Genomic DNA, 13,851 nt, shown 5'->3' with positions numbered 1-13,851 from the left:
TCTGGTCTATTTACCACCGTTATGCCAACACATAACGGTGGTTTTTTTGTTGCGTGTCCATGTCGTTTGCAGTCCATGGCTGCATAAGGTACAACACAGGTTGGTTACCCATGAAAAAGTCGATGTCTATGGCCAGAGCCATTATTGCTGATGATCACCCGCTCTTTCGCGCAGCGTTGCAACAAGCGTTAACGAATACGTTAGGTACCGACGTCCTTGAAGCTGAGAGTTTTACCGAGTTGCAGGCGCTACTAGAACAAGAGCGTCAACTGGAATTGCTATTTCTTGATCTCAACATGCCGGGAAATCGCGGTTTAACCGGCTTAACGGCGATTCGGAATCAATTCCCCGATGTGTTGGTGCTCATTGTTTCTGCCAATGAGAGTATTGATGTGATTCGGCGCGCCATGGCGTTTGGCGCCAGCGCCTACGTCCCCAAATCAGCACCATTGCCAATGTTGATTCAAGCGGTTGAAACTGTCCTCGGTGGTGATAGTTGGCTGCCAGAGCATTTACAAGACGAGCTAAAGCGCCCCGTGAGTGCAGAAAACCAAGACTTTGCGACCAAACTAGAACAGCTCACGCCACAACAATTCAAAGTTCTGACCTGTATTGCCGACGGCTTGCTGAACAAACAAATCGCCTATGAACTCGATGTTCAAGAAACCACCATCAAGCAGCATGTTTCAGCGATTTTGCGCAAACTCGGTGTTTACAACCGCACGCAAGCCGGGGTGATTTTCCACGATATGCTCAAAGCTGACATCGACGAGTAATTAACGCTGCATTTGCTCAAGTAACTCAGCACAATAATCACGCTCCGGCAACGCTGGCACAAATAGAATCAGATCCGCAGGCTGCTCGTCGTTATGGCGGTCGGCAAGATAACTTGATGGATCTTCCGACCCTCCGACCGCTTGCAAAATAATCGTGATGCGCGGTAATTCATCCGGCAACCACTTAGGTACACCATAGTCCGCACGCACATGCCCAGAACCGGCAATAAACACACTGACTTTCTGGGCAACGCTGAAACGTGCCAGTTGTTCGGCCATGTACTGGTCCCGCGCAATTTGCATCGCGACCATCGGATCCGCCCGGTCAGCAGGAAACAGATTACAGTGACTGCTCACGACGAGATCCGCTAAAAACACATTGTGGCTGTCTGAATAGCGTTCAATTTTATCGAGATTCTCGCGAACCTCGCTCTTTTCAACCGTAGATAAATCGCCCGCCACTAATCGTTCTGCATAGCGCAGAGCGGACGTAACCTGAGCCGCATAATGTTGCCACGGCCAACCGCGTTCCGGCCAATTTAGCTCGTCTGGCACGAGATTGTCCACGTCGCCCTGCCACTGGTCAATCGCCTCCTGCTGATCACTGGCAATCATCTCCATGGCGACATTGCCGAGATTGTCACCACTGGCCAAACGCTCGATAAACCAACGCTGCAACTGATGATGGTCAGGGTGATCATGCTGTTCACCTAATAATATCCAACCGGATCTCGGCAACTGCTGACGCAGCTGCTCCCAATCGATGAATTGCTCCTCAGCAACATCCCAAAGCCGTCCAACTAACGGGTGCTCCTGGCGTTGTTCAGCGATCCACTCAAGGTCGTACCAAACGTTAATTTCATTGTCCTGGTCATCGTCCGCATTGGCTTGCGTAGAAACTAAGAGTGCAGCACCGAGCAGCGCAAGACAGCTCTTTGAATACATCCATTTGAACATCATGTTCTTCCTCTTCGATAGACGAGTGCTAACCTACTCAACACGCACCCGATACAATCTTTTGCTAAAATTATGCTTACCATAATCGTTTTAAAATTCGCAATAATGGCGCCTGCTTGAGTGGCTTTGGCAAGAATGCTGCGCCCACTTGCACGACCTCCTCTCGAATACCTTCATCCGGATCCGCTGTAATTAAAATGGCTGGAATATCTGCCTGCCAGTGCTCACGCATCCACTGAATTGCGGCAATACCTGTTTCGTTATTATCCAAATGATAGTCGACCACGAGTAAGTCCGGTGGTTCACTGTATTGCAAAGCATCCTTTTGTTGATGGCAGAGGACGACATCCGCGCCCCACTGTTGAAGTAACTTACCAATGGCCTCACGTAAAGCGACATCGTTATCCAATACCAGCACACGCTTCTGCCGCAAGATTTGCTGATTTGCCGTGGTCGGCAGCATTGACGGCATTGCCAAGTCTGTTTGCTGCCAATGACTCACGGGTAAACGCAAACTAAAACAGGTACCTCGTCCTTCTTCCGACCACAATTGCAACGGAATATTCAATAATCGACACATGCGCTCAACGATTGCGAGACCAAGGCCTAACCCAGGGTGATCGGCCTGTTGCTGCAACTGATGGAATTCTTTAAAGATCTCCGCCTGCTTGTCGAACGGAATGCCAACACCTGTATCCCAAACCAGCAATTCCACTTCACTGTCGCTGCGGCGACGAACACCGCAGAGCACCCGGCCTTGTTGCGTGTAACGGATGGCATTCGCGAGTAAGTTTTGCACCACACGCAGCAATAGACGTTTGTCGGTGCGCACGACGGCTCGAGATGACCGCACCCGGAAGGCTAAATGTTTGTCTTGAGCCATGACCTTAAACGACTCTTGCAACGGCCGTAAAATATCATTGAGAGGCACCAAACGAAACTCGGGTTTCAGTGTACCGGAGTCGAGCTTCGTCATTTCCAGCAGCATTGACAGCAATGTTTCTGCATGACTGAGCGACTGTTGAATTTGCCGAGCCAGTTCATGATCTTCGGGCAGGTTTGCCTGCGATAAGCGCTCTTGCAACATTTCACAGAACAACGAGGCGGCGTTAAAGGGTTGCATGAGATCGTGCCCGGCAGCGGCGAAGAAACGCGATTTACTCAAATGGGCGTCTTCTGCCGCCCGCTTCGCTTGTTCTAATTCTTGATTTGTTGCGGTTAGCTCTTGCGTGCGCTGGACGACACGCAGCTCAAGCTCTTGGTTAATCCGCTGTAGTTCATCCTGCGCATTGACTAAATCAGTAATATCCGTGTAGGTGGTAACAAATCCACCGTCCGGCATCGGGCTACCTTGCAGCTCGATAATATGGCCATCGTGTTGTTTGCGTTGATAGCGATAACTGCTGCCTTGGCGCAAGTAACTGAGTCGCTTGCTAATCTCGCGCTGAATATCAACGTCGGGCTGACCAAACAAGCCACGTTCTGCGTTAAACCGCAGTAATTCAACCACCGGCATACCTGCATGAATCAGGCCATCCGGATATTCAAAAATTTCTAGGTAACGCCGGTTCCACGCCACCAAACGCAGGTCTTTGTCGATAACACTGATTCCTTGTGGGATGTTTTCCACACTGGCTTGCAGCAATTCACGATTAAATCGGTATAACTTGGTCGCTTCGGAGGCCCAATCGGCTACTGTATCCACACTGACTGGAGATTTCCGCGCCAAGCTGTGGAGAATAAGATGACTTGCGGCACTACCGACGGCGCCAGCAAGTTCGCGCTCAATCCGCTGCAAGACCACCGGTGGTACCCAGCTGTCCGCAGGTGCGACTGCAATTGTCATCCCTAAGCGGTCGTCTAAGCGACGCACCTCACGGTCATCGATAAAGCGAGCGAGCACGGAGCGTAACCGCCCCCAAGTCACATGACCGGCCTGCGCACCACTAAACTCCTCTTGGTCAGGGTTAACAAAACGTGCAGCTTGGCGCTGCATGGGCGCCGGATCTGGCCACAGCCGCGAAACCACAATATACAGCAGCAGATTGATGGCGAGAGAAATTAACACGCTGTGGCTAATGGCGATATCGGTCAGTTGCGTACTCGGCCGTAGTGAAGGGATCAGTAATAACACCGTCCACAATAGGGTTCCCACCCCGAGTGCGGCAATCCCCCCCGCTCGACTCGCTTTTTGCCAAACCATCCCACCAATCAGTGCTGGCCCAAGTTGGGCAAGCAAAGCCATTGCAATCAGGCCATTGCTGACTAGAGGTACACCGCTTTCGGTCGCCTCGTGGTACAAGTAGGCCAGCGTGATAATCAGCACAATGGTCAAGCGCCGAATATTCAATACACCATCCGCTGACAACTTTAACTCTTGAACCCGCCATTTGTTAATCCGCAGCCACAAGGGTGTGAATACATCGTTGGACATCATAATACTGAGCGCCAGCGTCGCCATCATCACCATACTCGTTGCTGCGGCTAGCCCCCCCACAAACGCAATCAGGCTAATATCCGGTCGTTCGGTAAAGACCGGGAGCGCGAGGACAAACATATCGTCGAAACGTTGTTCCGGCACCAAGAGACCGCCAACCAAGGCAATGGGCAAAATGAAAAAGTTAATCGCAAAAAGATAGAGCGGGAAGCCCCAGCGGGCGGTTTTCAGCTCGTCTGGATGGTTATTCTCGATAAAATTGACTTGGAACTGGCGGGGCAAAACCAACATCGCCAACGCACCTAGAAGCATGTGGGTTAGGTAAATATAGAGGCCGTTCGGTTTGCCGGCTAAAATTTCTTGGGTGACCGTGTTTGCCGCGGCAGTGACTAAGACATCGGCAAAGCCATCAAATAATTGGTAAACGCAAAACAGCCCGATAATCATAAATGCAGCAAGTTTGACGATGGATTCAAAGGCAACGGCATCCATTAAACCCGGATGTTTTTCTGACAAACTCAACTTACGGGCGCCAAAGAGAATGGCAAAAACCATCATAATGAGTGCAACACCAGCGCTGACGTCAACAAACCAAGGTGCTTGCTGGGAATCGACACCCGTAATCGCCGCAAAACTCGCCGTAATCGCACGTAACTGCAGCGCGATATAGGGTACCAGCGCGACCAATGCAATCATCGCCACAAACGCCGATAAAAACTGTGATTTGCCGTAGCGGGCACCGATTAAATCAGCTATCGACGTAAAGTTTTGCTGCTTAACGACGGTGAGAATATGCAGCATCAGGCGATGCGCAAACAGGAAAAACAAGATGCCGCCTAAATAGGTCGGCGCAAACCACCAACCGTAATTCGCCGTTTGTGTCACCGTGCCGTAGAACGCCCACGTCGTGCAATGCACACCAAGCGCCAAGGTATAGCGCCAAGGTTGCGGACGCTCCGCTTGCGGGCGCTTTTCACCGCGGGCAGCGATTGAAAAAACAATCAGTAGATAAAAAATGGCCGTGATTAGAACGACCGAAACCGGTAACATAAGCGCTTATTCTTCTTGTTGTGAACACCAAACAGGCAGACGTAACCTCTACGATAGGAGAAAATCTGAACAGAATCACCTGTTCTTTCGATTTATATTCGATGACAACTCAGCCAACACTTTATTCCTGCCCACTTTGTGCCAGTCAAAGCACGCAATTATGGCATCGCGATCAACGCCGTCCGGTTGTTGGTCGTGAATATTGGCAATGCGCCAATTGCCAGCTCGTTTTCGTTCCTAAGGCTTTTCATCTTGACCCTAGTGCTGAAAAAGCCATTTACGATTTGCATCAAAATGATCCGGACGATGCAGGTTATCGACGTTTTCTCAGCCGTGCCCAAGCGCCAATTCTGCGCTACTTCGCAAATCGCAATCTGACAGCCTTGCGTGGTCTCGACTTTGGCTGCGGTCCAGGCCCGGCTTTGACTAGCATGTTGGGCGAGCATGGTATTGCCTGCGTAAACTACGATCCATTTTATTTTAGTTACCCAGAGCTACTCGAACAGCGTTACGACTTCATCGTCAGCACTGAAGTTTTTGAGCATTTGTCTCAGCCCTATCAGGTTTTAGAACAGATCGTGCCGTGCCTCAAGCCCGATGGTTTACTGGTCATAATGACCCAACGCCCACGCGACTTAAGCGCTTTTTCACGCTGGGGTTACACGCTCGACCCAACCCATATCAGCTTTTTTCGAGAAGCATCTTTTCATTGGATAGCGCGTCATTTTCAGCTTGAACTCATTGAAATGGAAAGAGATGTTGTGGTTTTTGCGAATACCTTGAAACATAAATAAACCTTCTTATTCCGCTGATTTACGCTATCTTGTAGAGACAACAACCATCAGGAACAAGGAGATGACTCATGTTGCTCGATCTCACGGCGTATCACACAAGCTTTGTTTGGCTTGGTATTTTACTGGCAATGATCATGTTGCAATGGCTTATTGCCAGCTACACGAAGGCTTCTCAACCCGGCGCTATTCCGGGATTACCTCCACGCGATGCGGGACACCGCAGTTTTACATTCCGCGCTTGGCGCACCCATCAAAATAGTTTAGAAAATGCCGGCACCATGATCGGCGGCTTTATTTTTGCTGTCTTCGCCGGTGCAGATGCCGGCTGGCTGAGTATTCTTATGGCGGTTATGGTCATTGCACGCATTCTCCACATGATTTTGTATTACCAAATCTCGACGGAAAAGAACCCTAGCCCACGCAGCTATTTCTTCATGCTCAGCTGGTTGGCCAATGTCGGCATCTTAATTCTTGGCTTCACTGCCTTGTTTACATAAGCCGCAACGCAAGGACGTCGACGATGAAAATACTACTGCGAAGCCTTTTTAAAGGCCTCGGCATTATTCTACCTTTGGTCATCACCATTGAATTACTGCGCTGGCTGTTAGTCACGGTCGAAACTCGCTTAGCACCTGTGTTAGCAACCATACTGCACCCAGATTGGTACTTGCCAGGCATGGCTATTGCCTTTTTTGTACTGGTTTGCATAGTTATCGGCTTTAGTTCGCAATGGCGTTCATTCTCATGGTTATGGGCGCTACCCGGGAAAATTATGATGAAAATTCCGGGCGCAAGCCAAATTTACGGCATCATGCAAGAATTCATGGAAGTGATGTCGGGAAAGAACTTTGCCGATGAGTCTGTTGTTCTCGTTAAACTCCCACAATCGGACGTTGAACTGATTGGTATTGTCACTAAGAAAGGCGGTATAAAAGAAGATCGCATGTCTTCGTTAATGGACGAAGAACAACTCGCCGTCTTTTTACCAATGGCATACAACATCGGTGGCTATACGATTATCGTTCCGCGTTCCTGCACACGGAATATCGATATGAAACCAGCGGAAGCTCTGCAATTGGTGTTGAGTGGAGGATTAGGAAGTAGCAAAACCACACCTGATCCATAGTTTAACGCGGGGTTATGCCCCTAACCGAAGAGAACGACTATGAATTTACCCCAGTCTTTAAAGCTGAGTGGCGTCGCGATGGCGTTGCTCGCAGCAACGAGCGTCAGTGCCGCTGCCAGTGAGGCCGGTTATTATCGTGCACCCGCTATCTATCAAGACCAAATTATTTTTACTGCGGAAGGCGATCTTTGGCGCGGGAACATCAACAGTGCAGAAACCCAACGGCTGACCTCGCATGCAGCAGAAGAGCTCAATGCCACGATTTCACCGGATGGCCAGTGGGTCGCATTTGTCGCCAATTATGAAGGTGATCCGGAAGTGTACGTGATGCCGATTAGCGGCGGTGTACCCAAACGTGTGAGCTATGAGAATAGTCGTGTCCGCGTGCAGGGCTGGACGCCCAATGGCGAAGTGCTTTTCAGTACCGATAACGTCGTCGGCCCAGCGAATCAGTGGGTATTACGAAAGGTCAATCCTGACAGTCTCGCGACCGAAACCTTACCACTCGTCGACGCCATTGAAGGTGCTATGAACGACGACGGCTCGCAAGTTTTCTTTACCCGCTTTGGTCTGCAAGCGACTGGCGACAATGCGCGCGTTTATCGTGGCGGTGCCAAAGGTGAGATTTGGCGCTTTGACACCACACGCAACCAAGAAGCCGTGCATTTAACCGCTGAGCACGAAGGTTCGGTAAAACGCCCGATGTACTGGCAAGGTCGTGTTTACTTTATTAGTGATGCCGACGGTACACCAAACATCTGGTCAATGTCGACGGCGGGGCAAGACTTCCAACAACACACGCACTATGACGACTGGCAGGTCTGGTCAGCGAGTCTGCATGACGGCCGGTTAGTCTATCAACGTGGCGCTGATTTGCATGTCCATGATTTGCGCCAACAACAAAGCCGGACATTGGACATCACGTTAACGTCTGATTTTACCCAACGCCAAGAGCGTTGGCTGGACAATCCAATGTCCTATTTAACCGATGTTAGTTTAGGTGGCGACGACAAAGTTGCGCTGACCGCGCGTAGTCAAATCGCAGTGGCATCACTAGGTCCGCGTCGCTTAGCGCAAATTGCAACGCCGCCGGGAAGTCGTTCGCGTAACGCGATTCTCAGTCACGATGGCCAATGGGTTTATGCACTGAATGACCATACGGGTGAAAATGAAATTTGGCGTTTCCCTGCGGACGGCTCTGAAGGTGCTGAACAACTGACCACAGACGGCGTCACGTTCCGCTGGAATCTGGTGTTGTCGCCCGATGGTAAGTACATTGCCCATGACGACAAGCACGGCAACTTATGGCTGTTGAGTCTGGAAGACGGTAGCAATCGCAAAATTAAAGAAGGTGCTGCGGGTCACTTTGGTTTAAGTAGCTTGGTTTGGTCACAGGACAGTGAACTATTGGCTTTTGCACGCAATGACCAGCATGCACCGCGGACACAAGTTTGGGTCTATTCACTCGCCGATGACCAACATCAAGTGATTACCTCGGACAAATATGAGTCTGCCTCACCGACCTTCAGTCACGATGGTCAATGGTTGTATTTCCTCAGTGATCGCAACTACCAAGCCACACCAAGCTCGCCTTGGGGCGACCGCAACATGGGTGCGTTTTTCAACAAACGTACGCAAATTTATGCGGTTTCACTCAAGCCAGATGCCTGTTTCCCATTCGCGCCACCGCAAGAAATAAGTCACTGCGACGATGACGCAGCCAAAGAACAAGCACATGATTTGAGCGGCGCGCCGGAGCGTTTATGGCAAGTTCCGATTGCTGCGGATAACTATTATAACCTGACCGCGAATAGCAATCGTTTGTACGTGCAAGCACGGGAAGCGGGCTGGGGTAACTCGCCACAACTGTATACCATTGAGTTTACCAACACCGATGTAAAACGGGAGTCATTCGCAAACAATATTAACGGATACGAGCTTTCTAGCGATGGTAAGCGCTTACTTATTCGGCAAGGTGGCGCATCGAACCTGTTTATTGTCAATGCCGCTGCAAAAGCACCTGGCAATCTCAGTTCAGCTCGGGTTAATTCACGCGACTGGAAACTGGCCTTTTCGCCACAAGAAGAATGGCGGCAGATGTATCGTGATGCATGGTTGATGCACCGCGACTTCCTCTTTGACCGCAATATGCGTGGTGTTGACTGGGTCGAAATGCGTGAACGTTACGAGCCCTTGCTGGATCGCCTCACCGACCGTCATGAACTGGACGATGTATTCTCACAACTGTTAAGCGAGCTGAATGTTTTGCACTCGCAAGTTCGTGGGGGTGAATACTCACGGCCGCAAGAGCGCGCAAGTAGCGCGTCACTTGGCGCGCAATACAGTATCGCTGGCAATGGCGTGCGGATTGAAACCGTCTATCGTGTCGATCCCGAATTACCTGATCAGGCAGCACCGTTAGCGGCGCCGGGTGTGAATGCGCGTTCTGGCGATGTCATCACCCGCGTTAATGGTCGCCGTATTCAGCATCCTGGCGACCTCCATACAGCCTTGCGTGGACAATCGGGTAAACAAGTGTTGCTCTCATTAGAACGCAGCGGTGAGTCATTACAAACGGTGGTCACGCCGGTGAGCTCCGGACGCGATCATCGTTTACGGTATGAAACTTGGGTACAAAACAACCGTGACGCAGTGACCGAAGCGAGTGATGGTAAGTTCGGCTACTTGCATTTATATGCCATGGGCGCAGGTGACATTGCCAGTTTTGCCCGTGAGTTCTACGCCAATTTCGAGAAGGAAGGTCTGATTATCGATGTTCGCCGCAATCGTGGCGGTAATATCGACAGCTGGATTATCGAAAAACTATTGCGCCGTGCATGGAGTTTTTGGCAGCCGCGTAAGGGTGCACCATATACCAATATGCAGCAAGCCTTTATGGGGCAACTTGTGGTGTTGACTGACCAATTAACCTATTCCGACGGCGAGACCTTCTCAGCTGGCGTGAAGGCGCTTAATCTCGGTCCATTGGTTGGTAAGCAAACAGCGGGTGCAGGTGTGTGGCTATCGGGTCGGAATACGCTTGCAGATCGTGGTGTTGCGCGCGTTGCGGAAACGCCACAGCATGCAATGGATGGTCGTTGGATCCTAGAAGGCTCTGGCGTCAACCCGGATATTGAAGTCGACAATCTGCCATTCGCCACCTTTAATGGTCGCGATGCGCAACTCGAACGCGGTATTCAGGTATTACGTGAGCTTCTCCAAGCCAACCCATATCCGAAACTGGAAGCGAAACCGATGGATTCGTTTGCCGGTGACGATATTAAGTAATTGAAGTCACTTGCGTAACCCATAGCACAAGCAGGAAAAGCTCGCTGCGTCTCATGACTCAGCGAGCTTTTTTTATTGCTATGACATGTGTTGCGGCGGCCAAAAAAATCGGCCACTAACAAGGTAGTGGCCGATTATTATTGCTTACTTAACTCGCTAAGCGATTAGAAGCGGTAACGGATACCGATTTTCGCTGACCAAGTTGAAGCACGTGCGTTGTAACGCGTTGCCGTTGCACCAGTGCCATCGAAGCCACCAAAAGGAAGGCCATAGATGTACTGTCCGGTTTCTGGGTCAATACCAACTGACGCTAAACGAACACCCGTGTCAGAGAAGCTGACCGTGTGGCGTTGGTTGGTGTTGTCAATCAGAGCCAAGAAGTTGCGGATATCTAGATAAATCGCACCTTTGTGACCTTTCATGAAGCCTGGGATTTCTTGCTCGATACGTAAGTCAAGGTTAGTGTTCCAAGGACCACGGTTACCTTCGTTACGAACAGCATAGCCACCAGCGAACTGGGTCAGATTTGCAGCGTCTAACCATCCCGCAAACTCTTCGTACGTTAAGCCGCCAGTGTAACGAACTGCTGGATCGTTAGGACCTGAAGGAATGTACGGTAAGTAGTTGGTTGAACTCCACAAGTTTTGCGATGAACCGTCACCAAAGCCACGGAAGCGGAACGCATCTAGCGCATAGCTGTAAGGACGACCTGACGTACGATCCCAGAACAAGCCGATGTTCGTGCGATAACCCGCGAACAATTCAGTGTTGTAGTTCAATGACGCCATGAAACGGTGTTCAATTTCATATGACGCACGACCAACTGTTGGGTTGTTCTTGTCGATAGCAGTCTGGAAGTTGTAGTTTGAGTGCGCAGTTGACGAACCACCAGACGTAATATCTTTAACGTCTTGGTTAGTATAGCTAGCGCGGAAGCTCACACCGTTGTCCCAGCTGTTACCTAAGCTTAAGGTTGACACGATTGAACGGCCACCAGATACATTGGTTAACAACACATCCATACGGTTAGTGTTGAAGCCACCGATAGTTGTAGGACGTGGGCCCGCTAATGGGTCCCAGCTCACATACAGTGGACGACCGCCCGCTGAAGTAACTTGGTTACCGTTATCATCTAACAACGGAGCTTTCGCTAAGTTAGTCCATGCAACTTCACGGTTCTTATCGGTGTAGATGACTTCAGCAGACGCAAACCAGCCTCCACCTAACAGACCTAAATCTAACTCGCTGTAGTCAACGGCCAAGCTGTAGCGCGTGTCATACGGCATTTTGAAGTTCGGATCGATTGGTGTGGTGTCACCGTCGCCTGCTTGCAAAGAGTCACGCATTTGCTGCGGTACGTTTTTGATATCAGCATTTTCAACGTTTTCTAACTGTGGTGCCTGGACCTTTGTCACGCCATCGTTTGAGTAGGCGTTCGAAATCCACACGTTTGGACGACCACCCGAGAACAAGCCAGCACCACCACGAATGGTGATGTTGTCGTTGAACTCGTAGTTAAAGCTAAAGCGAGGCAACCACAGGTCTAAACCGTCCATGTTATTTTCATTGCTGAAGCCATAACGGTCAAAGAAGTTTTGGTTAAATGCTGGGCGATCGCTTGAGCTGAAACGCTCGTAACGTAATCCGAAGCTTAAGGTTAAGTCCCAGTTCACATCCCAAGTGTCTTGGATGTAAAGAGACGTGCTACCGTACTCGAAATTAGCCGCGGCATCCGCTACGTTATTGGTAAAAGCATTCTCATAATTGATAGTACTCGCAAAACGGTTTTCAAAGTCTGCAAGACTTAAGAACACGAAGCTACCCAAAGCGTCCTGAACGAATTCGTTGAAGACGTCGATGGTCTGGTGCTCGATACCAAATTGAGTTTGGTGCGCGCCCCACAAGTATTCACCGTGCAACTGAAGTTCAGTTGTGGTGGTTTCTAAGCTGTTTGCATGACGTGAACGATCTGGACCGATGTTGATTTGACCAGCGTTACCCGCAGGGTTCTCGTCTGCTGTGAAACGAACTTGCACTTGACCAAAGTTACGGCCGAGCATTGGGTCTTGACCCGTCGCAACATCTTTCACTGACGCTTTAAACTCGGTGCTGAAGTTGTTCGTCCAGTTCGAGTAAACTTGCAACGCGAAGTTGTCCATTTTCTGCGTACGGGCGTACCAGTGAGAGTTCAAGTTCAAGCTGGTCAAGCCACCCGTCATGGTGTTGTTTGCGGCCGCATCCTCAGCACGCTGATAGGTGAATGAAGCACGGTGGTCATTGTTGATGTTCCAGTCCAATTTGACAAGAATCTTCTCGTCTTTCTGTTCTGGTTGTACGTTCCAGTCACCAGCGTCTACACCATACACGTCACGAGCGATTTGCTGTACGCGAGAGATAACACTTGGGTCGATATTCTTGGTTTCTACAGCATTTGAGCCTGCAGGGCCTTGACCAATTGACGTTGGCTCTTCGTAGTTTTCATAGTTAACGAAGAAGAACAAACGGTCTTGAAGGATCGGGCCACCAAGACTGAAACCGTAGGTTACCTCTTTATAGTCAAGCGCTGGACGGTTTGCGCCTTTCTGATAACGGCTTGCTTTTGGACGACCAGCCATTGAATCATTAGCGAACTCATAGAAGACCGAACCGCGGAAGTCGTTCGTACCTGAACGCGTTACAGCGTTGATACGCGCGCCAGCGAAGCCACTGTAACGAGCGTTAAACGGTACTGACTGAATTGAGACCTGCTCAATTGCGTCGATAGAAATTGGTGAACGATTGGTTGGGTAACCACCGGAGTTCAAACCAAAGTCATCGTTTTGGCCGATGCCGTCAACCGTGATGCTGTTATAACGTGGGTTGTTACCGCCAACGGTCAATGAACGGTTGTTATCACCTAAGTCAGTTGCCAATGGGTTTTGACGAACGACGTCTTTCAGGTCGCGGTCAAACGCTGGCATGTTTTGAATTTCTTGTGCGCCCCAAGTGCTTGAAGAACCTGCTTGTAACGATGTTGTGTTAATTGCACGGCCAGTTACAGTAATACGCTCGTACTGCTCACGACGCTCGTCTAACTGAGCGCTCAAGCGGTACTGGTCACCCAACTGCAGGAAGATGTCTTCCAGGGTTTTACCTTCGTATACTTCAGAATCGATGATTACCAAGTAAGGACCGCCGACACGCAAACCAGACGCGGTAAAAATACCTTGGTTGTTAGTGTTTACTGTCGTTACGGTACCAGATGGAACGTGCTGGATGATTACGCGAGTATTTGCGACCACTTCACCTTGTGGACCAACAATCTGGCCGCGCATAGAGGAAGAGGTTTCCGCCATCGCTACACCAGACATACCCAACGTCAGCGCTACTGCCGCAGCAATACGGGTCAGCTTCGTCGTCTTAGTCATGCCAATTTTCCTGCAT

General features: G+C 50.2%; 8 protein-coding genes. 5 read left to right on the top strand and 3 right to left on the bottom strand.

What is annotated here, in order from left to right:
- Nucleotides 1–110 precede the first annotated feature (110 nt).
- A complete protein-coding gene (locus tag LAT77_RS01955) occupies nucleotides 111–776 on the top strand; it encodes a response regulator transcription factor (protein WP_290562863.1) in 666 nt (221 codons plus the stop codon).
- On the opposite strand, the gene LAT77_RS01950 is transcribed toward LAT77_RS01955, so the two are convergent.
- Together LAT77_RS01950 and LAT77_RS01945 are read right to left on the bottom strand one after the other, a co-directional pair.
- A complete protein-coding gene (locus LAT77_RS01950; protein WP_290562862.1) occupies nucleotides 777–1,736 on the bottom strand; it encodes a ChaN family lipoprotein in 960 nt (319 codons plus the stop codon).
- Between the two features lie 73 nt (nucleotides 1,737–1,809).
- On the bottom strand, nucleotides 1,810–5,220 hold the full coding sequence (locus tag LAT77_RS01945) for a PAS domain-containing hybrid sensor histidine kinase/response regulator (protein WP_290562861.1): 3,411 nt from the start codon (nucleotides 5,218–5,220) through the stop codon (nucleotides 1,810–1,812).
- 101 nt (nucleotides 5,221–5,321) lie between these two features.
- On the opposite strand from LAT77_RS01945, the gene LAT77_RS01940 reads away from it, so the two are divergent.
- From LAT77_RS01940 to LAT77_RS01925, 4 genes are all read left to right on the top strand, one after another.
- Nucleotides 5,322–6,014, top strand: coding sequence for a class I SAM-dependent methyltransferase (locus LAT77_RS01940; protein ID WP_290562860.1), 693 nt, complete (start codon nucleotides 5,322–5,324; stop codon nucleotides 6,012–6,014).
- Between the two features lie 68 nt (nucleotides 6,015–6,082).
- The gene (locus LAT77_RS01935; protein ID WP_290562859.1) at nucleotides 6,083–6,511 is read left to right on the top strand and encodes an MAPEG family protein; all 429 of its coding nucleotides are present in this window, start codon (nucleotides 6,083–6,085) and stop codon (nucleotides 6,509–6,511) included.
- 23 nt (nucleotides 6,512–6,534) lie between these two features.
- A complete protein-coding gene (locus tag LAT77_RS01930) occupies nucleotides 6,535–7,140 on the top strand; it encodes a DUF502 domain-containing protein (RefSeq protein ID WP_290562858.1) in 606 nt (201 codons plus the stop codon).
- 39 nt (nucleotides 7,141–7,179) lie between these two features.
- Nucleotides 7,180–10,428, top strand: a complete 3,249-nt coding sequence (locus tag LAT77_RS01925) for a S41 family peptidase (RefSeq protein ID WP_290562857.1) — start codon at nucleotides 7,180–7,182, stop codon at nucleotides 10,426–10,428.
- Nucleotides 10,429–10,592: 164 nt separating this feature from the next.
- Here the strand turns inward: LAT77_RS01925 and LAT77_RS01920 are convergent, their stop codons facing one another.
- A complete protein-coding gene (locus LAT77_RS01920; RefSeq protein WP_290562856.1) occupies nucleotides 10,593–13,835 on the bottom strand; it encodes a TonB-dependent siderophore receptor in 3,243 nt (1,080 codons plus the stop codon).
- Between the last annotated feature and the right edge of the window lie 16 nt (nucleotides 13,836–13,851).

The sequence above is a fragment of the Aliidiomarina sp. genome, from assembly GCF_022565475.1.
In the GTDB taxonomy this organism is placed as follows: domain Bacteria; phylum Pseudomonadota; class Gammaproteobacteria; order Enterobacterales; family Alteromonadaceae; genus Aliidiomarina.
This window is presented reverse-complemented; position numbering and strand designations above follow the sequence as displayed.

What these genes read in the sequence shown, in the direction of transcription:
- LAT77_RS01955 (WP_290562863.1), top strand. Translation starts at nt 111, where the DNA reads ATGAAAAAGTCGATGTCTATGGCCAGAGCCATTATTGCTGATGATCAC.
- LAT77_RS01950 (WP_290562862.1), bottom strand. Translation starts at nt 1,736, where the DNA reads ATGATGTTCAAATGGATGTATTCAAAGAGCTGTCTTGCGCTGCTCGGT.
- LAT77_RS01945 (WP_290562861.1), bottom strand. Translation starts at nt 5,220, where the DNA reads ATGTTACCGGTTTCGGTCGTTCTAATCACGGCCATTTTTTATCTACTG.
- LAT77_RS01940 (WP_290562860.1), top strand. Translation starts at nt 5,322, where the DNA reads ATGACAACTCAGCCAACACTTTATTCCTGCCCACTTTGTGCCAGTCAA.
- LAT77_RS01935 (WP_290562859.1), top strand. Translation starts at nt 6,083, where the DNA reads ATGTTGCTCGATCTCACGGCGTATCACACAAGCTTTGTTTGGCTTGGT.
- LAT77_RS01930 (WP_290562858.1), top strand. Translation starts at nt 6,535, where the DNA reads ATGAAAATACTACTGCGAAGCCTTTTTAAAGGCCTCGGCATTATTCTA.
- LAT77_RS01925 (WP_290562857.1), top strand. Translation starts at nt 7,180, where the DNA reads ATGAATTTACCCCAGTCTTTAAAGCTGAGTGGCGTCGCGATGGCGTTG.
- LAT77_RS01920 (WP_290562856.1), bottom strand. Translation starts at nt 13,835, where the DNA reads ATGACTAAGACGACGAAGCTGACCCGTATTGCTGCGGCAGTAGCGCTG.